Origin of the sequence: Arthrobacter sp. YD2 (assembly GCF_030410475.1) — a bacterium.
GTDB lineage: Bacteria > Actinomycetota > Actinomycetes > Actinomycetales > Micrococcaceae > Arthrobacter_B > Arthrobacter_B zhangbolii.
In genome coordinates, this window is the sequence record NZ_JAUHHB010000001.1 from 702,967 (window position 1) to 729,412 (window position 26,446).

General features: G+C 67.7%; 21 protein-coding genes. 15 read left to right on the plus strand and 6 right to left on the minus strand.

Annotated elements, in window-relative coordinates; genetic code table 11:
* Positions 1 to 6 precede the first annotated feature (6 nt).
* Complete coding sequence (locus QWJ37_RS03480) at positions 7 to 1,725, minus strand: bifunctional 3'-5' exonuclease/DNA polymerase (protein WP_290244111.1); 1,719 nt, start codon at positions 1,723 to 1,725, stop codon at positions 7 to 9.
* 109 nt (positions 1,726 to 1,834) lie between these two features.
* Between QWJ37_RS03480 and QWJ37_RS03485 the strand changes: the two genes are divergently transcribed.
* A complete protein-coding gene (locus QWJ37_RS03485) occupies positions 1,835 to 2,095 on the plus strand; it encodes a hypothetical protein (RefSeq protein WP_290244113.1) in 261 nt (86 codons plus the stop codon).
* A gap of 104 nt (positions 2,096 to 2,199) precedes the next feature.
* Here QWJ37_RS03485 and QWJ37_RS03490 read toward each other — a convergent pair whose 3' ends face one another.
* Positions 2,200 to 4,632, minus strand: a complete 2,433-nt coding sequence (locus tag QWJ37_RS03490; protein ID WP_290244115.1) for an alpha/beta fold hydrolase — start codon at positions 4,630 to 4,632, stop codon at positions 2,200 to 2,202.
* Between the two features lie 363 nt (positions 4,633 to 4,995).
* On the opposite strand from QWJ37_RS03490, the gene ssd reads away from it, so the two are divergent.
* From ssd to QWJ37_RS03525, 7 genes are all read left to right on the plus strand, one after another.
* Positions 4,996 to 6,048: a septum site-determining protein Ssd gene (gene ssd / locus QWJ37_RS03495; RefSeq protein WP_290244117.1), complete on the plus strand. Its 1,053-nt coding sequence runs from the start codon at positions 4,996 to 4,998 to the stop codon at positions 6,046 to 6,048.
* Between the two features lie 41 nt (positions 6,049 to 6,089).
* On the plus strand, positions 6,090 to 7,337 hold the full coding sequence (locus QWJ37_RS03500) for a TadA family conjugal transfer-associated ATPase (protein WP_356881500.1): 1,248 nt from the start codon (positions 6,090 to 6,092) through the stop codon (positions 7,335 to 7,337).
* Positions 7,325 to 8,071, plus strand: coding sequence for a hypothetical protein (locus QWJ37_RS03505; RefSeq protein ID WP_290244119.1), 747 nt, complete (start codon positions 7,325 to 7,327; stop codon positions 8,069 to 8,071). Before QWJ37_RS03500 ends, QWJ37_RS03505 begins: the two co-directional genes overlap by 13 nt.
* Complete coding sequence (locus QWJ37_RS03510) at positions 8,068 to 8,751, plus strand: hypothetical protein (RefSeq protein ID WP_290244121.1); 684 nt, start codon at positions 8,068 to 8,070, stop codon at positions 8,749 to 8,751. Before QWJ37_RS03505 ends, QWJ37_RS03510 begins: the two co-directional genes overlap by 4 nt.
* Positions 8,752 to 8,908: 157 nt before the next feature.
* The gene (locus tag QWJ37_RS03515) at positions 8,909 to 9,406 is read left to right on the plus strand and encodes a DUF4244 domain-containing protein (RefSeq protein ID WP_290244122.1); all 498 of its coding nucleotides are present in this window, start codon (positions 8,909 to 8,911) and stop codon (positions 9,404 to 9,406) included.
* Between the two features lie 242 nt (positions 9,407 to 9,648).
* Positions 9,649 to 9,993 (plus strand): TadE family type IV pilus minor pilin, encoded by a 345-nt coding sequence (locus tag QWJ37_RS03520; RefSeq protein WP_227902506.1) that lies wholly within the window; start codon positions 9,649 to 9,651, stop codon positions 9,991 to 9,993.
* A gap of 94 nt (positions 9,994 to 10,087) precedes the next feature.
* Positions 10,088 to 10,555 (plus strand): hypothetical protein, encoded by a 468-nt coding sequence (locus QWJ37_RS03525; RefSeq protein ID WP_290244124.1) that lies wholly within the window; start codon positions 10,088 to 10,090, stop codon positions 10,553 to 10,555.
* Between the two features lie 154 nt (positions 10,556 to 10,709).
* Here QWJ37_RS03525 and QWJ37_RS03530 read toward each other — a convergent pair whose 3' ends face one another.
* Positions 10,710 to 13,049 carry a DEAD/DEAH box helicase gene (locus QWJ37_RS03530; RefSeq protein WP_227928587.1) on the minus strand — a complete coding sequence of 780 codons (2,340 nt, stop codon included), beginning with the start codon at positions 13,047 to 13,049 and terminating at the stop codon, positions 10,710 to 10,712.
* Between the two features lie 81 nt (positions 13,050 to 13,130).
* Positions 13,131 to 13,784, minus strand: a complete 654-nt coding sequence (locus QWJ37_RS03535; protein ID WP_227928588.1) for a GNAT family N-acetyltransferase — start codon at positions 13,782 to 13,784, stop codon at positions 13,131 to 13,133.
* 85 nt (positions 13,785 to 13,869) lie between these two features.
* Between QWJ37_RS03535 and QWJ37_RS03540 the strand changes: the two genes are divergently transcribed.
* From QWJ37_RS03540 to proC, 7 genes are all read left to right on the plus strand, one after another.
* Positions 13,870 to 14,763: a rhodanese-related sulfurtransferase gene (locus tag QWJ37_RS03540; protein ID WP_227902498.1), complete on the plus strand. Its 894-nt coding sequence runs from the start codon at positions 13,870 to 13,872 to the stop codon at positions 14,761 to 14,763.
* Between the two features lie 163 nt (positions 14,764 to 14,926).
* Entirely contained in the window at positions 14,927 to 16,786 is a 1,860-nt protein-coding gene (locus tag QWJ37_RS03545) for an FAD-binding protein (protein WP_227902496.1), read from the plus strand.
* Between the two features lie 39 nt (positions 16,787 to 16,825).
* Complete coding sequence (locus QWJ37_RS03550; RefSeq protein ID WP_290244132.1) at positions 16,826 to 18,448, plus strand: methyltransferase; 1,623 nt, start codon at positions 16,826 to 16,828, stop codon at positions 18,446 to 18,448.
* A gap of 177 nt (positions 18,449 to 18,625) precedes the next feature.
* The gene (gene topA / locus QWJ37_RS03555) at positions 18,626 to 21,361 is read left to right on the plus strand and encodes a type I DNA topoisomerase (RefSeq protein ID WP_227902492.1); all 2,736 of its coding nucleotides are present in this window, start codon (positions 18,626 to 18,628) and stop codon (positions 21,359 to 21,361) included.
* Positions 21,362 to 21,388: 27 nt separating this feature from the next.
* Positions 21,389 to 22,435: a Ppx/GppA family phosphatase gene (locus QWJ37_RS03560; protein WP_227902491.1), complete on the plus strand. Its 1,047-nt coding sequence runs from the start codon at positions 21,389 to 21,391 to the stop codon at positions 22,433 to 22,435.
* Positions 22,436 to 23,263 (plus strand): sugar phosphate isomerase/epimerase, encoded by an 828-nt coding sequence (locus QWJ37_RS03565; RefSeq protein ID WP_227928593.1) that lies wholly within the window; start codon positions 22,436 to 22,438, stop codon positions 23,261 to 23,263.
* 57 nt (positions 23,264 to 23,320) lie between these two features.
* Positions 23,321 to 24,166 (plus strand): pyrroline-5-carboxylate reductase, encoded by an 846-nt coding sequence (proC, locus tag QWJ37_RS03570; protein ID WP_290244136.1) that lies wholly within the window; start codon positions 23,321 to 23,323, stop codon positions 24,164 to 24,166.
* A 100-nt stretch (positions 24,167 to 24,266) separates the two neighbouring features.
* On the opposite strand, the gene QWJ37_RS03575 is transcribed toward proC, so the two are convergent.
* Positions 24,267 to 24,935: a TrkA family potassium uptake protein gene (locus QWJ37_RS03575; RefSeq protein WP_227902487.1), complete on the minus strand. Its 669-nt coding sequence runs from the start codon at positions 24,933 to 24,935 to the stop codon at positions 24,267 to 24,269.
* Entirely contained in the window at positions 24,928 to 26,337 is a 1,410-nt protein-coding gene (locus QWJ37_RS03580) for a potassium transporter TrkG (protein WP_227902485.1), read from the minus strand. The genes QWJ37_RS03575 and QWJ37_RS03580 overlap by 8 nt, the downstream gene beginning before the upstream one ends.
* Between the last annotated feature and the right edge of the window lie 109 nt (positions 26,338 to 26,446).

Sequence of the window (26,446 nt, forward strand, 5' to 3'; positions counted from 1 at the left end):
CCCGGGTTACTTGGCGTCGGCGTAGGAATCCACGGGAGTGACGAGTACGGGAAACTCCAGCGGAATGGAACCGAAAAGCAGCCTGGTCGCCGCGGCGGCGGCGTCGGACACCAGGGCGCTGACTTCCTCCACCCGGTCCGCCGGGACGTGGAGCATCACTTCGTCATGCAGGAAAAAGACCAGTTCTCCCGCGGGGGAAGCGGAAGAGGCCGCGCGCAGCCGGCGCCGGATCTCTGCCAGCCAGCACAACGCCCATTCCGCGGCGCTGGCCTGGACGACAAAGTTGCGGGTGAACCGTCCGCGGGAGCGGGCCAGGGATTCCGCGCGGCGCTGTTCCTCCGCGCTGGCGCTGCGCTGGGTCTGCAGCCAGCGCTCCGACGGCGGCGGGCAGCTGCGCCCAAGATGGCTGCTGACCACCCGTCCGGCCTCCCCGGCCCGGGCGCCGCGCTCCACCACGCCGATGGCCTGGGGGTAGGCGCGGGTCAGCACGGGCATCAGGCGCCCGGATTCGCCGCTTGTAGCACCGTACATGGCACCCAGCATCGCCATTTTGGCCTTGGCCCGGTCGCCGTCGAAATTAACGTCCGCGATTCCCTGATAGAGGTCCTTGCCGCGGGCGGCCGCTGCCAGCGCCGAATCCTGCCCCAGGGCAGCAAGCACCCGGGGCTCCAGCTGGGCGGCGTCGGCCACCACAAACCGGTGTCCGGGATCGGGACGGACGGCATCGCGCACGGTTTTGGGAATCTGCAGGGCGCCTCCGCCGCGGGAGGCCCACCGCCCCGACACCACCCCGCCCACCACATACTCGGTGCGGAATCGGCCGCCCTCCACCCAGGCATCGAGCCAGGTCCACCCGTTGGCCGTGAGCAGCCTGGCGAGCTTCTTGTATTCCAGCAGCGGCCCGATAGCCGGATGGTGGTGTTGCTGCAGTTCCCACGAGCGTGTGCTGCGCACTTCTATACCGGCCCGGTGCAGGGCGCGCAGAAGCTCCTGCGGTGAATCCGGGTTGAACCCGGGGTTGCCCAGCAGCCGGCGCAGCTCGTTCGCAAGATCTTCAAGTTTCTCCGGGCGCCGTCCTTCCGGCGGACGCGGACCGAGCGCGTCCATGAGCATGGCCTCGTGGAGGTCACGCCGCCAGGGAATGCCCGCGTGCTCCATTTCCACCGCGATCATGCCGCCGGTGGACTCAGCGACCGTGAGCAGGGTGAGCTTCGCCGGGGCCTCGGACCGGGCCACGGCGTGAAGCTGGTCGGCCAGCTCCGCCGTGAGCTCGGCGATGCCGTGCCGGCGCGGACCCGCTGGCACATCATCCGGGGCATCCAGGGTGTCAAAGATGGAGGTCTGGTTCGGTGACTGCCGCAGCGGCGGCAGCTGCCGGGGCGCCAGGTCCGCTTCCACGTCCGGTGCCTCGGCCCGGAGTGTTTCGATGTACGGAGTCGGCGGGGCGGACTCGGCGAAGCGGAGGATGCCGCGGACGAGGTCCAGGTCATGGCACCGCTCGACCGTGATCCCCGTGGCCAGCAACGGAGCATAGGTGCGGCGGGCAGATTCCCACACCCAGCGGACGGGACGCTGCTCGTAGTGCCTGACGGCATCGGGCAGGTCCCTGGCCGGCACGGTGACCGCCGGCGCCAACGGGGCCCCGGCGTCGTCCGTTTCCTGAAGCGTCCAGTCACCCTCCGGCAGCCGGCCCGATGCCGGACCGGGAGCGAGGACGATATACATGCCTCTATTCTCACCCGGAACCGGGCTCCGGCGGTCCCGCCGGCGGTGCACCGGCGGGTCCCGTAATGGGGGAGACTGGTAGCTCACCAACTCTCAGGGCGGAAACCACGTGATCACTCTTGCGCAGGACAATGACGGCTTCATCCGGATGGAGCGGCACTTTCCCCTGTCCGCAAGCATCCGGATCAGCTTCAGCGACGGAAGCACCGGGGTGTTCACCGGCGCGCGGGTGAATCGGGCGTACGACGACGCAGTGGCCGTGTTCCGCGCAAAGAACCATTTGGACGCCAAGGGCTTCTCCCGGACGGCCAAGCTGCCCCGGAATGCCAAGATCAATGCGGTTCCGGTTTCCCCCGACATGGGGAAGTAAGCGTCCCCGGGGCCGCCGGGAGGGGCCCCGGCAGCCGGGACCCTCGCTCGGCTGGGCCCCAGGGGCTGCCGGATGAAAACAGGCTCAGCCGGAATGACGCAGTTTCAGCCGGAGGAAGCAGCGGATGCGTCGGCGCCCAGATGCCCGGAGACGTGCCGCAGCAGATCGGGCACCACTGCCGGATGGAAGTAATGCCCCATGCCCGGGATCGTCAGCGAGCGTGCGCCCGGGATGGCCGCAGCTGTTGCCGCGCCTCCGCTTGGATGCACAATCGGGTCCTTGTCGCCGTGGATTACCAGCGTGGGAGCCTTGATCCGTGCGAGATCGCCGGTGCGGTCTGCCGAGGCATTGATCGCACCCAGCTGCCGGGCGCGGGCAGTTCCGCCGTCCGGGTAGGCACCGCGGTCCCAGGCCTGGCCGGCCAGCTCCGCTTCGGTGGACGGGTCCGCCGGGTTGGCCCGCCCGGAAAGATGCCGCATCATTCCCACCCGGGCCCGGATGAATTCCTCGCGGGTCCGCGGCGGACGGGCTGCGAACCGGCGCTTGGTGGAGAACGCCGCGGCGCCGACGTTCCGGGCACCGGTTGTGGAGATCAGCGAGGTCAGCGTGAGCACCCGGTCCGGGTGGTGGGCGGCAACCGACTGGGCAATCATCCCGCCCAGCGACATTCCCACCACATGCGCCCGCTCCACCTGCAGATGATCCAGCAGCCCGATGACGTCGTCGGCCATGTCCTCAATCCGGTAGGCGCCGGGCATTGGCCGGGCCAGAGCCTGGTGCAGCACCGTGGGGGTGGGCGTATCCATCCGGTCGGAACGTCCGGCGTCGCGGTTGTCCAGGCGGATCACGCGGTGACCGGCCGAGGTAAGGCCCGCCACGAACGGGGCGGGCCACGCGGTCAGGTCCAGCCCCAGACCGGAGAGCAGAACTACCGGCTCACCGCCCTCGGGGCCTTCCACGCGGTAGCAGAGGCGCAGCCCTGACTCCAGGGTGACGAAGCGGTCGGTACCGTCCGGCACCTCGCCGGGCACCTGGCCCTGCGGCCCGCTGAACTGCAGGTATTTGTCCACCAATGCACCTTTTTGCAGGTCCCGGCGGTCGGCCAGGAAGTTCATTGTCATCAGCCATGGCGCCGCCATTCCCTGCCGGGGGAGTTCCGCCAGGCTGCGCTGGACGTACCCGGCGCCGAAATCCAACAGCGGCCTGGTGGGCATGCCAGAAGGCGCCACCGGCACGGCCGCGGCGTACTCCTGCCGGTCCATAGCCGTGAGCAGACGGGAGAACCATCTGGTCACCAGCCCGATCTTCAAGGTCCAGGAGGCATTGGTGTAACCGATGGCGAATGCCATGTTCGGGATACCGCTGAGCATCACTCCCCGGTAGGCAACGTGGTCGGTCAGGTCCACCGGCGTGCCGTCCAGGCGAAGGTCCATGCCGCCGAAGACCTGCACAGTGAATCCCGTGGCAGTCACTACGACGTCGGCTTCCACTTCCGCCCCTGAGGCCAGACGGAGGCCGCGTTCGGTGAATCCTGTGGTCTGTCCGGTGACCATGGTGGCTTTGCCGCTGCGCAGTGCGGCAAAGAAATCGCCGTCCGGAACGGCGCATAAGCGCTGGTCCCACGGCTGATACGGCGGGTTCAGGTGCTCCCGCTCGAAACCCTCCGGAACGGCACGGGACTGGATGCCGCGGATGACCTTGCGTGCCAGCTTCGGCCAGCGCCGGCAGAAGGACCAGATGGCCAGCTGGCGGCGGGCGCTGACCTCGGCCATGATCCGGCCGGTGCGTTCGGGGCCGACGACGCCGCGCAGCCGCCGGGCCACCGGGTCCGTTGCGGGAACGGGGAGGATGTAGGTGGGGGTGCGCTGGACCATGGTGACCTGCGCACCCAGTTCCGCCAGGGCCGGAACCAGAGTGACGGCGGTGGCTCCGCTGCCGATGACGGCGATCCGCCTGCCGGCGACCTCCAGGTCTTCGGGCCAGTGCTGCGGATGCACCACCGGCCCGGTGAACTGTTCCCTGCCGGGTAAATCGGGGGCATACCCCTGGTCGTAGCGGTAATAGCCGGCGGCGTTGAAGATCCAGTTGGCTGTCAGATGAAGGATCTCTCCGCTTTCCACCGGCTCGGCGGCACCGTCCGGGCCGGCTTCCGGGGTGCGGGTGCGCTCCACGGTCACGGTCCAGCGCGCATCCCTGGTGGACCAGTCAGCGGAAAGCACCTTGTGGTGGTAGCGAATCAGGGCATCCACGCCGTACTCGGCGGCAGTGCCCTTCAGATATTCCAGAATGCTGGCGCCGTCGGCTATGGCCTTCTCTTCCCGCCAAGGACGGAAGTCATAACCGAAGGTGTACAGGTCTGAGTCGGAACGGACGCCGGGATAGCGGAACAGGTCCCAGGTCCCGCCCGGGCGGCCCCGGGTTTCCAGGAGGGCGACGGAACGGCCCGGGTGGTCTTCGCGCAGACGGCAGGCGACCCCAATGCCGCTGAGCCCGGCGCCGATGATCAACACGTCCAGATGTTCCACGCCCGAATCCATGACTCCCCGTTTCCTCTGCGGGCACGCCTTTATGCCCGGTTACCGCGACCCTATCGGAACCCTCCCACGTTATCCGGTTGGTCTAACGTTTCACCCGCCACTCACCGGGTTTTGTCAGCACCGGACGGTGTGCGGCTCTTTCCCTCCACACCGGGTCACAGGCGCCGGGTTGTCCGCATTCCCTGTCGAGGGCGCGGGCGGCGCGGTGCTGCCTGTCAGGGTGGGCCGATGAACCTAGAACATGGCGCTGGGCATACGGCGCCGCCGGGAGACAGGTATACAGACGCCGGGGGCACCGTTTCCGGACGGCTCACGGGAAGGCAGGGCCGGAGAACGCTCCAGGGCGACGGCGGCCGGCCAGCGGTGGCAGCGGTCCTCGTGTCCGGCGACCAGGGGGTACAGGACGAAGTGGCACGGGTGGGCGCAGCAGCGGGAGTGGAAATCTCACTGGCCGTGGATATCGGTACCGCCCTGGCGATGCGACCCGAAGTGCTGCTGCTGGACAGCGGCCGGCTCCGTCTCCTGCCCGGCAGGGGCGGTGCAACGGCCGGAAGCGGGGCGGGAACCCCTGACGTCATAGTCGTAGGGCTGGCCGGGGACGCGGCTGTCTGGGACGTTGCGGCCTACAGTTCCGCGGCGCGGGTTGCTGTCCTGCCGGCCGCGGCGGGCTGGCTTGCGGGTTATCTGGGCCGCAGGCGCAACAACTCCGGCGGGGGAACGGTGCTCGGCGTGCTGGGAAGCGGCGGCGCCGGCGCGTCCACAACGGCCTGCTGGCTGGCCGCCGCCGCCGTCGAAACGGGAGCATCAGTTCTGCTGTTGGAAGCAGACCCGTGGGGTGCCGGACTTGAGTGGGCACTGGATGCCGGCGACCTGCAGGGTGTCCGATGGCCGGATCTGGAGGGAATCAGCGGCAGCCTGAACCCTGTGCAGCTGGCCGCCGGCCTGCCGGCTCTGGGCGGGTTTTCCCTGCTGGCACGCGGTCCGGGGCTGCTCCCCGAGGATGAAGCGGTGACCGGTGCAGTCCTTGACGCCGCGCGCAGCGGATTTGAGCTGACCATCGTGGACCTGGGCAGCAGCACCGGTACCGAGCCGCTGCTGCACCTCTGTGAGGAGCTTTTACTGGTGGTGCCCGGCCGGGTCAGCGGCGTCCTCGGCGCCCGGTCCCTGCTGCCCCGCCTTGGCAGTGCGAAACCTCACGCGGTGGTGCGGGGACCGCTCGGAGACGGGTTGGATGAGCTCCTGGTGGCCAATGCCCTTGGACTCCCGCTGGCAGGGTATCTTCCCTTCCTGCGCGCCACTGCCCGCTCAGAGGGTTCCGGCAGGGTGCTGGCCGACGCCGGACGCCCGCGGATCCGGCGGGCTGCGCAGCGGATCCTGGCCAAAGTATCGCCGGCCCCGGCAGGGGCGGTGACGTGAGCGTCGGGGAGAACGGCGGTCCGCCCCGCGGGGCCCGGCAGCTGCCGGGCGCCGACCCTCTGCTGGCCCGGGTCCGGGACCGGATGCTGGCACACCCGGAGCCGGTGACCGGGGCACGGCTGGCCGCCGCAGTGCAGGCCAGCGGACGCCTGCTGGGGTCCGAAGGAACGCTCCATGCAGTGGACCGGATGCGCGCCGAACTGCAGGGGCTGGGGCCTTTGCAGCCACTGGCGCTGCTCCCGGGGGTCAGCGACATCCTGGTCAACGGCCCGGACCGGGTGTGGGTGGACAGCGGCCACGGACTGGAACTCACCGGTATCCGGTTTGCCGGTGACGCCGAAGTCCAGTCACTGGCAACCCGTCTGGTCGCGGCCGGGGGGCGGCGTCTGGACGACTCCTGCCCCTGCGTTGATGTGCAGCTGCCGGGATATCGGGTGCACGCAGTGCTTCGTCCCGTGTCCACCGGGTCCACACTCCTGTCCATCCGGATTCACCGGACCCGGACCTTCACCCTTGCCGAGCTGACCCGGACCGGAACACTGGATATTGAGTGCGAACGGGTGCTCCGCACAATCATCAGACACCGCTTGAACTTCATGGTCAGCGGCGCAACGGGCACCGGCAAAACCACGCTCCTCTCGACGCTTCTCTCACTCAGCGGACCCCGGGAACGGCTGGTGCTGGTGGAGGACGCAGCGGAACTGGAACCGGACCATCCCCACGTGGTGGGCCTGCAGACCCGGCATGGGAACGTGGAAGGCACCGGGGTGCTGGATCAAACCGAGCTGGTCCGGCAGGCTCTTCGGATGCGGCCGGACCGGCTGGTGGTCGGGGAATGCCGGGGAGCTGAAGTCCGTGAACTGCTGGCGGCGCTGAACACCGGCCACGACGGAGCGGGCGGGACCATCCACGCGAACTCGGCATCAGGTGTTCCGGCACGACTGGCGGCGCTGGGAGCGCTCGCGGGAATGAGCCCGGAAGCGGTGGCATTGCAGGCTGCGGCAGCGCTGGACGTTGTGATCCACCTGCACCGGGCGGCCGGTGTCCGCACTATCTCCGAAGTTGCCGTCCTCATGCTTTCGAACGGTCAGCTGACCGCTGTCCCCGCCCTCCGGCGCGAAGGAGCGACCTACCGGCGCGGGAGTGGATGGGCGGAACTCGAACGCCGGCTCCAGCTGCGCGCTGCGGAAGCCAGTGATGGACCTGCTGCGGATGGACCGGCAGCGGACAGACCCGCAGCGGACAGACCCGCAACGGAAGGACCACGCGTGACGGCATGGCAGGCCTGACCATCACCATGCTGCTCGCCGCAGCTGCAGTGCTGATGTTCGGCAGGAGACCGGACCGGCAGATTCGCCGCCGGGGAAGAGGCCCAAATGGTCCTTCCCCGGGCAAAGCCCGAAAACGCAGGGACAGGACGGATGCGGATGCGCCGGCGCTGCTGGTCCGCGAACTTGCCGGCCTGCTGGCGGCAGGCCGTCCGGCGTACCGGATCTGGGCCGACGCGGCTACGCTCTACGCGGCCGGGGCGCCGCGGAACGCACCGGCTCATCCCTTTGCCGCCGTGCTGCAGGCAGCTGCGGCGTCGGCTGCCCTGGGACTCAGTCCCGTTCCGGTGCTGGCGGCAGCGGGGCGGGCAGATGACGGCGCGTCGGATCCGTTGCTGCGGGAGCTATGGGCGGGCCTGGCCGTCTGTGTCCGCGTGTCCGAGCGCAGCGGAGCACCCTTGTCCCGAGTGCTCACCCGCTACGCCGGTCAGCTGGACGCTGCCCGCGATGCAGCCTCGGACCGAGAGAGCGCATTGGCGGGGCCGCGGGCAACCATGCGCCTGCTGACCTGGCTGCCCGGTGGCGGGATCATCCTCGGGTACCTGCTGGGCGGCAACCCGCTGCAGATTCTGACAGCGACGCCGCTTGGCTGGTCCGCCGCCGCAGCCGGAGGCGGGTTCTGGCTGGCGGGCCGCGTCTGGTCCGGGCGGCTGGTCAGGGACGCCGCAAAGCCGGCTGAGGACGTACCGGGATGACTGGGTTGCTGGTCTTTGGGTTGCTCTCCGCATCTGCCCTTTTATTCGGTGGCGCCGGCAGAATCGCTCCGCTGCAGGATTCCGGGCCGCGCAGCGAACCGCAGGAAGAAGGATCGATCGGAGACCCGGCGCTGATGCTGGACCTGGTCGCCGCGATGCTTGAAGCCGGTCAGCCACTTGCGTCCGCCCTGGGGATACTCCGGGAGGGGGTGGACCCGGGCACCGCCCGGGGACTCGAGCGTTTGCTGCGGGCACTGGAACTGGGGATGCCCTGGGACGCCGCCTGGCAGTTATCCGCCGGCGCCGGTACCGGGCGCGTCCCGTTGCAGAGTCGGAGACAGCGGCTCCGCCAGCACCCGCACACAACCGAGCCGCCAGCGTCCGGCACACCGGCCGATCTACCGGCATCGGATGTGACTGGTGTGGTTGTACCTTCTTCGGCGGCGTTCAGGGCGCTGGGTCCGGCACTGCGGTTCACGGCACTGACGGGGGCCCCATCGGCAGCTGTGCTGCATTCCCAGGCGGATGCCCTCCGCCGGCGCCGGCAGGCGGAGGGAAGACGCAGGGCTGCCGCCCTTGGGGTCCGCCTGGTGGTACCGCTGGGGTTGTGCTCCCTTCCGGCATTTGTGGCACTGACTGTCGTTCCGCTGCTGATGTCCCTGTTGCCGGGCCGGTTGTGACTGCTTCCGGCATGACGGAACCGAGCCCGCCCCCCATGCTCCCTCCACAGGCCGCTGCGCGCCCGGCCTTGTCCCCGGCTTCCCTGCTCCAGGGGCCGGGAGCCGGCATAACCGGACAGGATCAGGTTCCGGACCTTTTCATTAGGAGGAAAAGCCCATGCAAACAAACACCAGGCTCGACAAGCACCGTCCCGCCGAGCCGAATCCGGCTGTGCAACCGTTTCCGCCCAGCCAACAGTCCGGCCATATCCCGCTGGCAGAAGGGGCCCGGGAACCGAACCGCAAGCACCCAGAGCGCGCCTATTGCCCCAATCCGGAATCGGACGGAACCCACGGGCTGCATGGTCTGACGGCACGTTCCGGTGCAGCCCGGCTGGCCCTGCTGACGGGGACGCTGCCGTCCCCGTTACCGGAAAAAAGGCCGGGCCGGCTCCGGCCGCCGCGGGAGCAAAAGCCGTTTTCCGGCACAGTTCCTGAGTCCCGGCCGGAGCCGTTGGCCGGTTCCGACCGGGAAGCAGGCATGGCCACCGCCGAATACGCCATCGCAACCCTTGCAGCCGTTGCTTTTGCGGGATTGCTGGCGGTTATCCTCGGCGGCGACGAAGTCCGCTCCATGCTGGTCTCGTTGATTCGTTCCGCGCTGACATTGGGATAGGGATAACCCTTGTGGACACGTCGGGAATGCGGGACATGTCGGACATGCGGGGACACCGGACAGGCCGGGGCGGACCCGCAGGCAGGAAGCACCGGGAGTTCCGGGCAAACCGGGAGCGCCGGGAAAGCCGGGAGCAACGGGTGAACCGGGAGCGCCGGGAAAGCCGGGAGCAACGGAAGCACCGGGAGCGCCGGGTAGTTGGGGGCCGCCCGGCAGGCCTGGATCCGCCGGAGAGGGGTGCCGTGACGGCCGAGTTCGCGACGGCATTGCCGGCCATCGTTTTGGTGCTGGTGTTCGGGCTGACCGGGATATCCGCAGGCATTACCCAGCTGCGGTTGGAAGAAGCGGCCCGCGCGGCAGCACGGGAGGTGATGCGGGCTGACACCACGGCGGCGGAGGCTGCAGTTCAGCGTCTGGCAGGCGGATCAGCTCAGCTGGTGCTGACCCGGGACGGGGAGTGGACGGTAGTGGAGGTGCGCAGTTCCCTGTCGCTTCCGGTGCTGAGCCTGCTGCCCCTGGAACTATCCGCGGACGCCGTGGCCTTCCCGGGGGACGGAGGTTATCCCGTTGGCACTCCGGCCCGGTGAAAGTCCCGCTGAGGAAGGAAAGCAGGAACCTGCTGATACGCCGCATGTCCGGCCGGTAAAGGACGTGAACAACAGGGGAGCGAATGGCAGGGGAATGAACGAGAGGGGAGCAGGGACAATCGCCGCAATGGGGATCTGCCTGGCGCTGCTGGGGTTTTCCATGACTGGCCTCATACTGGCCCAGGCCTCCGTTGCTGCTGTACGTGCCGCCACCGCTGCCGACCTGGCAGCGCTCGCGGGAGCGGATGCGCTGCGCGGGTTGGGGCCGGGCGGTGCCACACCGCTTTCGGGACGGAGCGTGCCGGGAATCGCAATGCTGTCCGGGAGTCCCCCCGGCGGAGACAGGTTGACGGAAACCGGCGCCCTGGCCAGTGCCCGCGTGCGCGGGGGAGGTGATGATGGGTGCGGTGTGGCACGTCGCGTAGCCCTGCGGAACGGCGGGGTGGTCAGCACCTGTGCCGCCGATGAGGCAACAGGCATCCTCAGGGTCGAAACGGAGGTGGCCATCCCCGCCTTGCCGGTTCCGGCGACCGGCAGGGCGCGGGCGGGTCCGCCCGGCTGAGCCGTCGGGCGGGCTGCCGGGGACCCGGTGATGTGAGAATCGGGCGCATGAGGCTCCAAGACGGCAATTTCACCGGCGGGCAGGCCACTTGCGAGCCCGGCAGGTGGCGGGCCAGGCCAGCAAGCCCGCCACCTGCCCGGCGCCGGGCCTGTGCCTAGGAAGTCAGCGCCAGGGCATCAGGGGCATGCTCCAGCAGAACGTTGAGCAGCGTAACGGCCCCCTTCTTGTCCAGCGGATTGTTTTTGTTGCCGCACTTCGGGGACTGAACGCAGGACGGACAGCCGCCCTCACATTCGCAGGCACGGATTGCATCCCGGGTCGCTGTCAGCCAGGTCCGGGCGGCCTCGTAACCGCGTTCGGCAAAACCGGCACCGCCGGGATGCCCGTCGTAGACAAAAATGGTCGGCTTCTCGGTGTCCGCATGCAGGGCAGTGGACACCCCGCCGATGTCCCAGCGGTCGCTGGTGGCCACCAGCGGCAGCATGCCGATGGACGCGTGTTCGGCGGCATGCAGGGAACCTGGGAAGTCCGCCGGGGCCAGTCCGGCCGAGACGAGGAACTTCTCATCAATGACAAACCAGACCGCCTTGGTGAAGAGTTCCTTGGCCTCCAGCTCCAGCGGTTCTTCCCCAAGGATTTCGTTGGATATGAGGGCCTTGCGCTGGTAGGAGACCACCTGAGTGGTGACTTTCACCGTGCCGAAACAGGCCTGGATGCCGTTCCACTCCTCTGTGCGTTCGGTCTCCAGCACCGCAACCTGGGTGATGTCCCGGGCCTGGGTGTAGAACTCGGGGTTGGTCCGGGTCACCATGGCGCAGTGGTCGGCTTCGTTCAGTTCGTCCACCAGATACGTGGTGCCCTGATGAACGTAAATTGCCCCGGTGTGGGCCTGGTACTGGGCCTGCGGGGAGTCCATGGTGCCCAGCAGGGTGCCGGTTTCGGATTCCACAATGTTGATCGGCCCGCCGCCGGCGGCGCGCAGGTTCACCATCGATGCGGCGCTTTCCGGGTGTGTCCAGAACCAGCCGGACGGCCGTTTGCGCAGGTATCCCTGCGCCACGAGCTGGTCCAGCAGCCCGGCCGCAGCCGGACCGAACAGTTCACGCTCGTCGGGCGTCACGGGCAGCTCGGCGGCCGCGGCGCACAGATGCGGACCCAGGACGTAGGGATTGGACGGGTCAAAAACCGTCGCTTCCACGGAAATGTCGAAGATGGCTTCGGGATGGTGCACCAGGTAGGTATCCAGCGGGTCGTCACTGGCCACAAACGCGGCCAGTGCATCCTGGCCGGACCGCCCGGCCCGGCCGATCTGCTGGAACAGGGATGCCCGGGTTCCGGGCCAGCCCGCCACCAGTACGGCGTCCAGTCCGGAAATATCAATGCCCAGCTCCAGGGCGGAGGTGCTGGCAATGCCCAGCAGCTCCCCGCTGCGCAGCCGCCGTTCCAGCTCCCGCCGTTCTTCCGGCAGGTAGCCCGAACGGTAGGCGGCCACGCGGCCGGGCAGGGAGGGATGCACCTCGTCCAGCAGGCGGCGGGTGATGGTGGAAATGGTTTCCGCACCGCGGCGGGACTTGATGAACGCGATGGTGCGCACCTGTGCGGCCACCAGATTCGCGAGCAGGTCCGCGGTCTCGGCCACCACGGTGCGCCGGGACCGGGCACCGTTCTCACCCTTGAGCTCAGTCAGCTGCGGCTCCCACAGGGCCACAGTGGTGGAGCCGTGCGGTGACCGGTCCTCCGTCACGGCGGTCACGGGAGCGCCGATCAGCCGGCTGAAGGACTGTTCCGGGTCGGCGGAGGTTGCCGAGGCGCCGATGAACACCGGGTCGGACCCGTAATACCGGCAGATCCGCCGCAGCCGTCGCATGAGGTTGGCAACGTTGGAGCCGAACACCCCGCGGTAGCTGTGCGCCTCATCGATGATGACGTATTTCAGCCGCCGGAAGAAGCGGGCCCACCAGGTGTGGTTGGGCAGCACACCGAAGTGCAGCATGTCCGGGTTGGCCAGGACCAGGTTGGCGTGGTCCCGGATCCAGCGCCGCGCACCGGTGTCCGTGTCGCCGTCGTACGTTTCCGCCCGGACCGTTGGCAGCTTCAGCGAATTGACTGCCGCCAGCTGGTCCGCGGCCAGCGCCTTGGTAGGGGCAAGATAGAGCGCGACGGCGCCGCTGGGTTCCAGCGTCGCCCGGTCATCGAGGGACGTCCGGTGGATGGCGTCCAGTACCGGCAGCTGATAGGCGAGCGACTTTCCGGACGCGGTGCCGGTGGCAATGATCGTGTGGCTGCCGCTATGCGCAGCTTCGGCCGCCTCCATCTGGTGCGCCCAGGGTTCCTGGATGCCCAGATTCCGGTAGGCGGCAACGACGTCGGGATGGGCCCACCGGGGCCACGGCGCCGTGACGGCGCGGCGGGCAGGGATCTGATGGACGTGCATCAGCTGCTCCGGCTCGGCGCCGCCGCCAAGCAGCGGGATCAGGGAATCATGTAGGGCCACGTGCCCATTCTCCCACCGGCAAAACGGCCCCGGGCCATGTTCACTGCGGGGGAAACCATGTCAACGGCTCCCGGCAAAAGCTCACATTCGGGGCTCGAACATCACCACGCTGGCCAGGGATTCCCACCCCAGATACCGGTACAGTTCCTGCCCGTCCACCGAGGCGACAAGCAGCCCGGCCTCGGCGTCGTCCTCCAGGGCCACGGCGGTCAGGGCGCGCATCACGTAGCTGCCAAGGCCGCGGCGGCGGAAGGCCGGCTCGGTGAGGATGCGGTCAAAGACGGCGTACCCGTTGACCACCGCCACGCTGCCCTGCGCAACCGGCGTGCCCCCCGAGAGAACGGTCACAGATCCGATGTTGTTTGCGTGGCTGGTCTCGGTGGAGAAGTCGTCCCACGGCTGCACTGGTGCCTCCACATCCTGGCCGGACATATCGGCCACCATCAGCACCTCATCGGTGGAACGGACCTGGAGCCCGTAGACGGTGGCGGCGCCGTATATTTCATTGGCGCGCGTGGTCACGATAGTGAACAGCCGGGTGGAGCTGTGCCGGGCGGACGAGGCCAGGGCGGCGAATTCGTCGTGCGAGGGCTCGAGGGCGAAGTACTCCCAGTCATTGGTCCGGTCATGCAGCAGTGCTGCCGGAAAACGTCCCTCGCGCCGCATCCGGTAGCCACGTGCCTGTGCCCAGCCCCTGACCCAGGTCTCCAGCAGATCATCGTCCAGCGCTCTCATAGGTGAACCCTAACGGTGCCTTCGGGGGTAAAGGTATGGATGCCGGGTGAAATGCACGTCCTGCGCAGCGGTCTACCCTAGTGATGTGGCACTGAACCGAATCGCACTGTATTACGCTTTCACCCCCCTCTCCGACCCCGACGCCGTCCGGCTCTGGCAGCGCACCCTGTGCGAGAAGCTGGGCCTGCGCGGACGGATCCTGATCTCCCGGGACGGCATCAACGGAACCGTGGGCGGCCCCCTCGACGCCGTGAAGGCCTACGTAAAGGCGACGCGCGAATACCCCGCCTTCAAGAAGATGGATGTGAAGTACTCCGAGGGCTCGGCGGAGGATTTCCCCCGGCTGAGCGTGAAGGTCCGCGAGGAAATCGTGAGCTTCGGTGCACCCGGCGAGTTGAAGGTGGACGAAAACGGCGTGGTTGGCGGCGGCACCCACCTGCGGCCGGAGGAACTGCATGATCTGGTGGCTGAGAAGGAAAAGGCCGGGGAGGAAGTGGTGTTCTTCGACGGCCGCAACGCCTTCGAAGCGCAGATCGGCAAGTTCAAGGGCGCTGTGGTTCCGGATGTGTCCACCACGCACGACTTCATCAGCGAGCTGGAGTCCGGGAAGTATGACGATCTCAAGGACAAGCCCGTGGTCACCTACTGCACCGGCGGGATCCGCTGCGAGGTGCTTTCCAGCCTGATGGTGAACCGGGGATTCAAAGAGGTTTACCAGATGAAGGGCGGCATTGTCCGGTATGGGGAAACCTACGGTGACAAGGGCCTGTGGGAAGGTTCCCTGTACGTCTTCGACAAGCGGATGCACACCGAGTTCACTGATGAGGCCGTGACCATCGGCCGCTGCGTCCGCTGCGAGGCGCCCACCAGCAAGTTCGAGAACTGCTCCAACCCGTCCTGCCGCAAGCTCACACTGTACTGCGCCGAGTGCGCCTCCGATCCGTCCACCCTGCGCTGCCCGGACGGCTGCGAGGACTAGCCGCCACACTTACTTAGCCGCTGCCTAAGAAAACTATGTACTTCCGCAGACCCCGCTGCTAGTCTCCCGCACACGGGCCGACGGCCCGCGACAGGCCCGAACGGTCCCGGTTTTCGCCGGGCGAGCCGGGAACGGGCGCGGCACGAGGCGGGGATGTGTAGAAGTGGCAGAAGCAGCGGTAAGCGAAGGCAACGGAAGCAACGGAAGCAACGGTAACGGGCAGGCGGCAGCGAAGCCGTCCGCCGGGACCCGGGCACGGTCGGCGCAGGGGCAGCAGGACTGGGACCGGATAGTCGATGTCCTGGTGGTGGGAACCGGCGCGGCCGCCCTGACAGCGGCGATCAAGGCCGCCGACGAGGGCCTGGACGTCCTGGTGGTGGAGAGCACCAAACTCTGGGGCGGCACCACGTCCATTTCCGGCGGAGGGCTCTGGATGCCCAATAATCCGCTGATGAAAAAAGCGGGTGTGCAGGACAGCCGGCAGAATGCGCTCACCTATATGGAAGAGGTGATTGCCGACGTCGGGCCGGTCTCCTCGCGCGAACGCAAGCTGGCGTTCCTGGACACCATCCCTGAGGTGGTGACGTTCCTGGGAAACCTGGGCGTGCAGTGGATGCGGTCCAAGGACTATCCGGATTACTACCCGGACCGGCCCGGCGGCATGGTGGGGCGTTCCCTCGAGGTGAAGGCCTTTGATACCAAGCTGCTGGGCCCTTGGTTTAAGCAGTCCCGGCCGGCGGCCTCCGGCATCCCGGCACCGCTGGCCACCGATGATGTCTGGGAGCTTTCCCGGGCCTGGTCCACTCCCAGCGGCTTTATCCGCGGTGCCCGGTTTGTCTTCCGCACCGTCGGCGGCCTGCTGCGCGGCAAGCGGCTCTACGGGCTGGGTGGCGCACTGGCCTCCTCGCTGATGTACATCGTGCGCAACCAGCAGACGCCCGTCTGGCTGTCGGCGCCGCTGACGGATCTGGTGCAGGACGACGACGGCGCCGTGCTCGGAGCGGTGGTCCGCCGGGACGGCCGGGACATCCGGATCCGGGCCCGCAGGGGCGTGGTGCTGGGGGCCGGCGGCTTTGCCCGCAACGCCGAGTGGCGCGAGAAGTACCAGGGCCTGGAAAAGGAGTACTCCTCGGCACCGGACGGAGACCTGGGCCAGGCTATCGACATAGTGGCCGCACGCGGGGGAGCCCTCGCCCTGATGGATGACGCGTGGTGGGGGCCAACCACCGTGGGACCGAAGGGCGCGGTCACGTTTACCCTGGCCGAACGGTCCATGCCGTTTTCCCTGGTGGTTGACGCCGCCGGCAAACGCTTCCTGAACGAGTCCGAATCCTATGTGGACTTCGGCCACCACATGCTCGAAAACAACCGCAAGGTCCCCGGGGATCCGGCATGGCTGGTGTTCGATGCCCGGCACGCCCGCCGCTACCTGTTCAACGCCCTGCTGCAGGGTCGCAAGGAATGGAAGAACCAGGGGCTGCTGCTGCAGGATGAATCGCTGACCGGGCTGGCCGGAAAAATGGGCGTCCCGCCGGCCGCCCTGCAGGCCACTGTGGAGCGGTTCAACGGTTTCGCGAAGACCGGGATTGATGAGGACTTCCACCGCGGCGACACGGTGTACGACACCTATTACAGCGATCCTCGCGTGAAGCCCAACCCGAACCTTGGCCCGCTGGAAAAGGGCCCGTTCTCGGCTGTCCGCCTCTATCCGGGGGATCTTGGCACCAAGGGCGGCCTGGTCACGGATGCTGACGCGCGGGTCCTGCGGGAGGACGGCAGCGTGATCCCGGGGCTGTACGCCGCCGGCAACACCACGGCGTCGGTGATGGGCCGCACCTATCCCGGAGCGGGGGCCACCATCGCCCCCGCCGTCGTCTTCGGCTACCGGGCGGCTCAGCATGCTGCAGGGCGGTCCGGCGGGACCGGCAGTGCAGGTACTGCCGGAATGCCCGCCGCAGCCGGCAGCGCCGCCCCCGCCGCTGGCAGCGCAGCCGGTGAGCCGCTGGAGCCGGCCGCGGGCTAAGCGGGCTTCGGCGCCTGCGGCACGTCCTAGACTGGGCTGGTGAGTGATTTCTCGTTTGTGCCCTCCGCGCCCCGCAGCCGGGATACCTGGCTGCTCAAAGCGCTTGCCGCCGATCTCGGGGAGGCCGGCTACACCGTTGACGGCGTAGCCGGTTTCCTCGGCGATGATGCATCGGCTGCGCTGCAGCGGGACCAGCTGGTTCCTGCACTGCTTGCCTGCCGGGCCGAAGCGGAGGCGGAGCAGCCCAGGCGGCTGGCCCTGCCGGTCCTGCTCTGGCTGCTGGGGGAGACCGTGGAGCGTGTGCAGCTGGATGCCGCCCTGCCCCGCACCGGTACGGAAGGCCTGCTGGAGCTGGGGCTGATTGAACGCGGACGCATCTTCGGCACCTTCCGCGCCGCCGTTGACCTGCGGCCCTACGCTGCGGACGACGGCGGAGCCGGCACGGCGGAGAATCCCGGCGGTGACCTGTGGGTCGCCAGCGACCTGGGCAGCCACCAGCGGCCCGGGGTGCTGCGACGCGACCACGTGCTGGGCATCGGCCAGGCATCGCTGAGCCTGGCGCAGCTCACCGTAAGGACCCCCGTGGACCGTGCCCTGGACCTGGGCACCGGCTGCGGCATCCAGACCTTCCACCTCCTGCGGCACGCCCGGCACGTCACGGCCACGGACATCTCCGAGCGCGCCCTCGCGTTTGCCCGGTTCAATCTCCTGCTCAACGCACCCCAGCTGGGTATCGATCCGGAACAGCCCGACGAGCGCTTCACGTTGCGCCTGGGCAGCCTGCTCGAACCCGTGCAGGGGGAATCCTTCGACCTGGTGGTATCCAACCCGCCCTTCGTTATTACTCCGCGCACCGGAACCGAAACGGACGCGGACCGGTTTACCTACCGCGACGGCGGCCTGGCCGGGGACGGCATCGTGGCCGCCCTGATGTCCGGCCTCGAAACGGTGCTGGCGCCCGGCGGCACCGCCCAGATGCTCGGCAACTGGGAAATCCCCGCAGGCCGCGAGGAGGCATGGTCAGAGCGGCTGGAGCAGTGGCTGCCCGAGGGGACGGATGCCTGGGTGATCCAGCGGGAGCGCCTCACCCCGCCGGAATACGCCGAAATGTGGCTCCGCGACGCGGCCCAGGGCCGGGACCGGGAGGACTACGTGGCGGCCTACGCCGGATACCTCGCGGACTTCGCCTCCCGGGACGTGGGTTCCGTGGGCTTCGGCTCAGTGTGGCTACGCCGTCGGCAGAACCCCGGGGCCGAAGCCCTGCGGCGTTTCGAGGAAATCACCCACCCCATTGAACAGCCGGTGGGACCCCACCTGCAGGCCGCCGTCGAACGCTTCGACTGGCTTGCCGGCAGCTCCGATCTGGCAGCGGCCCACCTTCTGGTGGCCGAGGACGTAACCGAGGAACGCCACCAGCGGCCCGGCGCCGAACACCCCGGCGTCATCCTGCTCCGTCAGGGCGCCGGACTGCGGCGGACCAACCTGATGAGCACCGAACTCACCGGGTTTGTCTCGGCCTGTGACGGTGAACTCTCCGCCGGCCAGATATCGTCGGCGCTGGCAGCGCTCCTGGACCGCACCGATGCCGCGTTCGCGCCGGACCTGATGCAGGAAGTGCGTAACCTTGTCTTGGACGGCTTCCTGGTTCCGGTATCCGGATAAGCGGTGCCCGGGAGGGCGTCGGAACGTACCTTCGGTGCTTTCCGGTTACCCTAGTGCTGGGGCATCGCGCATACTGTCTGTGGATGAGCCGGACTCGATGCCCGAATCGGAGATGCGCCGGACACCCGGGATTAAAGCAGCCCCACTCATTTGAACCACCCGTTACGTAGGAGAACAGTGCCAGTTAAGGCTACGGACAAGAAGACCGGCAAGAAGAAGCTTGTAATTGTCGAGTCTCCGGCCAAGGGCAAGACCATCGCCGGGTACCTCGGCGAAGGTTTCGAGGTGACGGCGTCCATGGGACATATCCGTGACCTTCCCCAGCCCTCCGACCTGCCTGCCGAGCTGAAAAAGACGGCTGTCGGCAAGTTCGCAGTGGACCTGGATAAGGACTTTGAGCCGTATTACGTGGTGTCCGCGGACAAAAAGAAGAAGGTGGCCGAACTCAAGGCCGCCCTCAAGGACGCCGACGAACTTTACCTCGCAACTGACGGTGACCGTGAAGGCGAGGCCATTGCGTGGCACCTCCTGCAGGTGCTCAAGCCCAAGGTTCCGGTTCACCGCCTGACGTTCCCCGAAATCACCCGTGAGGCAATCCAGCGCGCTTTGCTGGAGATGCGCGACGTCGACGTCGCCATGGTGGATGCCCAGGAAACCCGGCGCATCCTTGACCGCCTGTACGGCTACGAGATTTCCCCCGTGCTCTGGCGTAAGGTTGCCCGCGGTCTTTCCGCCGGCCGTGTGCAGTCCGTGGCCACCCGGCTGGTGGTTGAGCGTGAGCGTGAGCGCATGGCGTTCCGCCCGGCGTCGTACTGGGACCTGATCGGTACCTTCGCCACCGAGGCTGCGGAGAAGTTCAAAGCCCGCCTGGTATCCGTTGACGGCGCCCGCGTGGCCACCGGCAAGGATTTCACCGACCGCGGTGAGCTGAAGTCCAAGACCGCCGTCCACCTGGATGAGGCCTCGGCCGTTTCGCTGGCCGCCGGACTGGAATCGGCAGCGTTTACCGTCCGTTCGGTGGACACCAAGCCCTACACCCGGCGCCCCGCGGCACCGTTCACCACCTCCACCCTGCAGCAGGAAGCGGGCCGCAAGCTGCGGTTCTCCTCGCGGGTGACCATGCAGGTGGCCCAGCGGCTGTATGAAAACGGCTACATCACCTATATGCGTACCGATTCCCCGGCGCTGTCGGACCAGGCGATCAACGCTGCCCGCCGGCAGGCCTCAGAACTCTACGGTCCCGAATATGTGCCCGACGCGCGGCGTATCTACAAGGGCAAGTCCAAGAACGCCCAGGAAGCCCACGAGGCCATCCGCCCCGCCGGTGATTCCTTCCGGACCCCGGCGCAGGTGGCGTCCTCGCTGCGCGGCGATGAATTCAAGCTTTACGAGCTGATCTGGAAGCGTACCGTCGCCTCGCAGATGGCGGATGCCAAGGGCTCCACTGCTTCCGTGCGCCTCGGCGCCGTCTCCACGGACGGCCGCGACGCCGAGTTCTCGGCCTCCGGCACGGTCATCACCTTCCGCGGCTTTATGGCGGCCTATGAAGAGGGCCGCGACGCCGTGCGCGAGGACGACGACGCCGAGGGCACCGAGGGCGCCCGTCTTCCGGTGCTGAAGGCCGATGACCGGCTGACCGGCACGGACATTGCCGCCAACGGGCACGAAACCTCCCCGCCGCCGCGCTTCACTGAAGCGTCCCTGGTGAAAATGCTGGAAGAGCTCGGCATCGGACGTCCGTCCACCTATGCAGCCACCATTTCCACCATCATGGACCGCGGCTACGTCACCAGCCGCGGCCAGGCGCTGGTGCCGAGCTGGATTGCGTTCTCTGTGGTCCGCCTCCTGGAGGAGCACTTCACCGACTACGTGGATTACGACTTCACCGCCGAGCTCGAAGAGGACCTGGACCGCATTGCCCGCGGCGAGGCCGGACGCGTGGAATGGCTGAACCAGTTCTACTACGGCGACCGCGTCGAGACCGGCCTGCACACCATCGTCAACGACCTGGGCGAGATTGATGCCAAGGCGATCAACTCCATCGAGATTGCCGACGGCATTGTGCTGCGCGTGGGCAAGTTCGGCCCCTACTTGGAACGCCCGCTGCCCGCCGACGCTCCGGAGGGAACCGAACCGGAGCGGGCCAACGTGCCCGAGGACCTGGCGCCGGACGAGCTGACCGCCGCCAAGGCCATCGAACTCATGGAAACGGCAGCCCCCGAGGAACGCGTGCTCGGCACCGATCCGGAGACCGGCCGCACCATCGTGGCGCGCAACGGCCGTTACGGTCCGTACGTCATTGAGCTCATTCCGGAGCCCACTGAAGAGGAACTGGCCAACCAGCCGGTGGAGTACTACAAGAACGGCAAGCCCAAGCCCCCGAAGAAGCCGGTGAAGGTCAAGCCGCGCACCGGTTCGCTGTTCAAGTCCATGAGCGTGGAAACGGTCACGCTTGAGGAAGCGCTGAAGCTGATGAAGCTGCCGCGCGTCCTGGGCACCGACGCCGAGGGCAACGAGATCACCGTGCAGAACGGGCGCTTCGGCCCGTATCTGAAGAAGGGCACCGACTCGCGCTCCATCGGCACTGAAGAGGAAATCTTCACGATCACCCTGGAACAGGCACTGGAGATCTACTCCCAGCCCAAGCAGCGCGGGGGCCGGCAGGCCGCGGCACCGCTGGCCGAGTTCGGCACCGATCCCGTGTCCGAGAAGCCCATTGTGGTCAAGGACGGCCGCTTCGGTCCCTACATCACCGACGGCATCACGAACATCACGGTGCCCCGCTCCACCGCAATCGAGGAGCTCACCCGGGAACAGGCCATCGAGCTGCTGGCGGAGAAGCGCGAAAAGGGACCGGCCAAGAAGCCGGCCCGGAAGCGTGCGGCCCCCAAGAAGGCTGCGGCGAAGAAGTAGCGTGCGGGGTAGAGCGATAATGGGAACATGCGCCTAGGCGTCCTCGACATCGGGTCCAACACCGTCCACCTGCTGCTGGTGGACGCGCATCCCGGTGCCCGCCCGGTCCCGTTCGCCTCGCACAAACGCCCGCTCCAGCTGGTCTCCTACCTGGATGCGGACGGTGCCGTCAGCGAGGCAGGCCAGCTGGAACTGATCGGCTTCGTCAACGAAGCCTGGGACTTCGCCCGCCGGCACGGTGCGCAGGACCTGCTGGCGTTTTCCACCTCGGCCATCCGCGAGGCCGCCAACGGTACCCGGGTGCTGGACCGGGTACACCGGGAAACCCCGGTGCGGCTGGAGGAACTCTCCGGCGCGGACGAAGCAGCCATGACGTTCCTGGCAACCCGGCGCTGGTACGGCTGGGGCGCCGGAACCATCCTTGACCTGGACATCGGGGGCGGCTCCTTTGAGATGGCACTCGGGGCGGATGAACTGCCGGAGATCGCCCGGTCCCTTCCGCTCGGTGCCGGCCGGCTGACCCGGGACTGGCTCCCCGAAGACCCGCCCACCCCCAAAAGCATCAAGAAGCTGCGCAAGTACATCAGGGAACTGGTCCGGGAAGCGGCCGAGGAATTCGCGCCTTTCGGCCGGCCGGACCTGGTGACCGGAACGTCCAAGACCTTCCGTTCGCTGGCCCGGATTGCCGGCGCGGCGCCGTCCGCTGCCGGTCCCTTTGTCCGCCGCAGGCTCAGCCGCGATGACCTGTCCGTCTGGACCAAGCAGCTCGGCGCGATGAGTGCCCGGGACCGGTCCAGGCTGGACGGCGTTTCCGCGCTGCGTGCCCCGCAGATGCTCGCCGGTGCCCTTGTGGCGCAGGCGGCCATGGAAGCCTTCGACGTCCCCGTCCTGCGGATCTGCCCTTGGGCCCTCCGCGAGGGCCTGATCCTGCGACGCTTCGACACCCTGCGCTTTGAAACTCCCGGCGAGCTGCCCCGAGGCCCGGCCGAAGGCGAGGAATTCCTCGTGGCCGCCGCGGCAGCGCCCGCCCCGTCAGCTGTCCACGGAATTTCCCCCAACGGAAAGCCCAGCTAAATGCCCACCTCACCACTGCCAGCGACCGAGCCCGCCACCATCCCGGTGGCGCTCTCCAGTGCGTCGGTCTATCCGCTCTCCGTGCACGATGCTTTCGCGGTAGCCAACGACCTCGGCTACGACGGCGTGGAAGTCATGGTCACCAACAGCCAGATCAGCCAGAACCCGGACACCCTCCGCGGGCTCAGCGAACGGTACCAGCAGCCGATCATGGCAATCCACGCACCTACGCTCCTGCTGACCCAGCAGGTGTGGGGGAAGGCCTGGACCAAGATTGAGCTCTCCGCCGCAATGGCCGCAGAGGTCGGCGCCTCCACCGTGGTGACCCATCCGCCGTTCCGCTGGCAGACCGGTTACGCAGAGAATTTCGCCGAAGGTGTGCGCAACATCGCGGAGCAGTACGGCGTCACCATCGCCGTGGAAAACATGTATCCGTGGCGCGTCCGCGGACGGGAAGCCAAGGCCTACCTGCCGCACTGGAACCCGGTGCCGGAACCCTACGAGCACGTGACCTGGGACTTCTCCCACGCCGCAATCGCCGGAATGGACTCCTTCGAGGAAATCCGCAAACTTGGCGACCGGCTCAGCCACGTTCACCTCACCGACGGCACGCCCAACGGCAAGGACGAGCACCTGCTTCCCGGAGAGGGAACCCAGCGCTGTGCCGAAGCGCTCTCCTACCTGGCGGACAACGATTTCAAGGGGGTGGTGGCCATTGAGGTCAGCACCCGGAAGGCCAAGGGGGCCGGGGGGCGCGAGGAACAACTCAAGCAGACCCTCGAGTTTGCCCGGGAGCATCTGCGCCCCAAGGCGCCGGTCTCCCGCTAGTGACCCGGGAACGCCCCGGGGACACTCTCCGGAGCGCCGCATGACAGAATCGAAGCCATGGACAGCGCACAGAACCCCCGACTGACATTCCTGGGCTGCGGCTCGATGAACGAAGCAATTCTTGGCGGCATCCTTGCCGGCGGGCTGGCACCGGAGCAGGTCACGGCCACGGTCCGGCGCGCGGAGCGTGCCGCGGAGCTCAGGTCGGCCCACGGAGTCACGGTGCTGGCCGGGAGCGAGGATCCGGCCGCAAACGCCAAGGCGGTGGCCGGTGCCGATCTGGTGATCGTGGGCGTTAAGCCCGTCGGTGTGGCGGACCTGCTGCGTGAGATTTCCACGGCTCTTCCCGCAACCGCCGTCGTCCTCAGTGTGGCGGCCGCCGTGCCGCTGGTGCTGATGGAAGAGCTCCTTCCCGCGGGCCAGCCCGTGATCCGGGCCATGCCGAACACACCCTCGCGGCTGGGCCGCGGCGTGGTGTCGATTTCCGCGGGCAGCTCCGCCGGCCCTGAGGCCATGGAACTGGCCCGGCAGGTCCTCTCGGCGACCGGCACGGTGGTGGAAGTTCCCGAAGACCAGGTTGATGCAGTGTCCGCTGTCAGCGGCTCGGGCCCCGCATACGCGTTCTATCTGGCCGAAGCCATGGCACGGGCCGGCGTCGAACTCGGGCTGGACCCCGACCTTTCGGCCCTCCTGGCCCGCGAAACCGTGGCAGGTGCCGGGTACATGCTCGCTGAGCCCGATGCGGACGCTCCGGCTCTGCGGCGTGGTGTCACCAGCCCCAACGGCACCACCGAAGCGGCCATCAGGACCTTCGACGAGCAGGACCTGCCCGGCATTATTGAGGCTGGTGCCCGTGCGGCGGCGGCCCGTGCCGAGGAAATCACGGCCCAGCTCACCGCCTAGGGCGGACTCACTACCCGCGCCGGCTCACTACCCGCGCCGGCTCACTACCCGCGCCGGCTCACCACCGGAGTCGGCGGCCGGCGCGGTCGCCCGCAGCAGCCTAGGGCCGTGCGGCGAAGCGTTCCAGCAGGTCCACGTGGCCGGCCACAATCAGGGTGTCGCGGCTGGAGACCTTCGTGTCCGGCTGTGCGTAGGTGAAATCCTCGCCCGGGGATTTCACGCCGACCACGGTGACGCCGTACTTGGCCCGGACGTTCGCCTCGCCCAGGGTAAAGCCCTGGGTTTCCTTGGGCGGATGCATTTTGACAATGGCGAAGCCGTCGTCGAATTCGATGAAGTCAAGCATCCGGCCGCCCACCAGGTGTGCGGCGCGGCGTCCGGCGTCGGCTTCAGGGTAAATAACGTGGTTGGCCCCGATCCGGGTGAGGATCTTCCCGTGGGCAGGGGTGATGGCCTTGACCCACAGGTGTTCAATGCCCAGGTCCACCAGGTTTACGGTGATCAGCACGCTGGACTCGATCGAAGTGCCCACGCCCACCACGGCGGCGGAGAAGTCCTCGGCGCCCAGCTGCTTGAGCGCCTCAATGTTGGTGGCGTCGGCCTGCACCACGTGGGTGAGGATGCCGGAGGCCTTCTGTACCAGCTCGGGGTCGCGTTCCACGGCCAGGACTTCACGGCCCTGGCGGACCAGCTGCTCTGCGGTGGCGGCGCCGAAGCGGCCCAGTCCAATGACCAGTACCGGGGCGTTGTGGGCGGGTCTGTCAGCCAATGATCGGCCTTTCTTCGGGGAAGTGATAAAGCGTAGTGCGCTGGCGTACTGCCAGCGCCGCGGCGAGGGTGATGGTACCGACGCGGCCGGCAAACATAAGCAGGGCAAGCACGTATTTGCCCGACGGCGGCAGTATCTCGCTGAGCCCGGTACTCAGGCCCACCGTGGCAAAGGCGGAGATCACCTCGAACAGCACCGGCTGCAGGGTCTCATCGGTAATCACCAGCAGTGCCAGGGTGGCCACTGCCACCAGAGTGGCGCCCAGGATGGTTACGGAAATGGCCACGCGCATGGCGCTCTGCGGAATGGTCCGGCCGAAGGCACGCACATCGGCATCGCCGCGCGCCTCGGCCACAATGGCGAGGAACAGGACCGCAATGGTGGTGACCTTGATGCCGCCGGCCGTTGACGCCGAGCCGCCGCCGGCAAACATCAGCATGTCCGTGACCAGCAGGGTGCTGGAGTCCAGATCGGACATGGACACCAGGTTGAAGCCGCCGGAGCGTGTCATGACGGAAGCGAAAATGGCGTGGATGATTTTGTCCCCCACGGACAGGTCACCGATGGTGCGGGTGTTGAACCATTCGAAGGCGGCCCAGACCAGGGCTCCCACCACCAGCAGGATCAGGGAGACCAGCACGGTCAGCTTGGTGTGCAGGTTCCATTTGCTGATGCGGTGCCGGGTGCTGATGAGCACCATGATCACCGGGAAGCCGAGGGAGCCGATGAAGACGCCCACCATCAGGGGGATGAGGATCCACAGGTCCTCGTCATAGGGCACCAGGCCGTCGGAGTGCGGGGTGAATCCGGCGTTGTTGAAGGCTGAGATTGAGTAAAACACGGCGTGCCAGACGGCCTGGCCGAAGGATTCGCCCAGGATCATGAAGCGGGGCGCCAGGACCAGCGCCAGTGCCAGTTCAATGATGACGGCGGTGCTGAAGACGATGCGGAGCAGGTGGCCCACCTCGCCCAGCCGGCCGGTGTTCATGCCTTCCTGGGCAAGAAGCTTTCCACGGACGCCGAGGCGTTTGTTGACGGCCAGGGCCAGAAGGGATGCCAGGGTGAGGATGCCCAGTCCGCCCACCTGGATGGCGATCAGGATCATGACCTGCCCGAAGGCGGACCAGTACGTGGCGGTGGACACCACGGTGAGTCCGGTGACGCAGACGGCGGAGACCGCCGTGAAGAACGCGTCATGCAGGGGCGCGGGCTCGCCGCTGCTGGAGGCTGCCGGCAGGCTCAGCAGTGCGGTGAAAAGGAGGATGACGAGGATGAAGACAAACAGTGCCAGCCGTGCCGGCCGGCCGCTGAACACGCCTGCAGCGAAGTCCCGGATCCCGGTAAGGACCGCGGGGCCGGTGCGTTGCTCCGTGCGCAGCGGACGCTGCGGAGGCAATGGCATATTCAAGTCGTTCCAGTTCCAGTTCTTGTCCGCAGGGAGTGCGCACGGTTGAGAATTCAGCACAACAGATGGGGCGGGTAAAACTCCTGATCCGGCGGATGCGCGCGGA

Excerpts from the sequence above, each read along its gene's own strand:
- proC (WP_290244136.1), top strand. The coding sequence starts at position 23,321 with ATGGACAGCGCACAGAACCCCCGACTGACATTCCTGGGCTGCGGCTCG.
- QWJ37_RS03510 (WP_290244121.1), top strand. The coding sequence starts at position 8,068 with ATGACTGGGTTGCTGGTCTTTGGGTTGCTCTCCGCATCTGCCCTTTTA.
- QWJ37_RS03535 (WP_227928588.1), bottom strand. The coding sequence starts at position 13,784 with ATGAGAGCGCTGGACGATGATCTGCTGGAGACCTGGGTCAGGGGCTGG.
- QWJ37_RS03565 (WP_227928593.1), top strand. The coding sequence starts at position 22,436 with ATGCCCACCTCACCACTGCCAGCGACCGAGCCCGCCACCATCCCGGTG.
- QWJ37_RS03515 (WP_290244122.1), top strand. The coding sequence starts at position 8,909 with ATGCAAACAAACACCAGGCTCGACAAGCACCGTCCCGCCGAGCCGAAT.
- QWJ37_RS03580 (WP_227902485.1), bottom strand. The coding sequence starts at position 26,337 with ATGCCATTGCCTCCGCAGCGTCCGCTGCGCACGGAGCAACGCACCGGC.
- QWJ37_RS03560 (WP_227902491.1), top strand. The coding sequence starts at position 21,389 with ATGCGCCTAGGCGTCCTCGACATCGGGTCCAACACCGTCCACCTGCTG.
- QWJ37_RS03480 (WP_290244111.1), bottom strand. The coding sequence starts at position 1,725 with ATGTATATCGTCCTCGCTCCCGGTCCGGCATCGGGCCGGCTGCCGGAG.
- QWJ37_RS03505 (WP_290244119.1), top strand. The coding sequence starts at position 7,325 with ATGGCAGGCCTGACCATCACCATGCTGCTCGCCGCAGCTGCAGTGCTG.
- QWJ37_RS03490 (WP_290244115.1), bottom strand. The coding sequence starts at position 4,632 with ATGGATTCGGGCGTGGAACATCTGGACGTGTTGATCATCGGCGCCGGG.
- QWJ37_RS03525 (WP_290244124.1), top strand. The coding sequence starts at position 10,088 with ATGAACGAGAGGGGAGCAGGGACAATCGCCGCAATGGGGATCTGCCTG.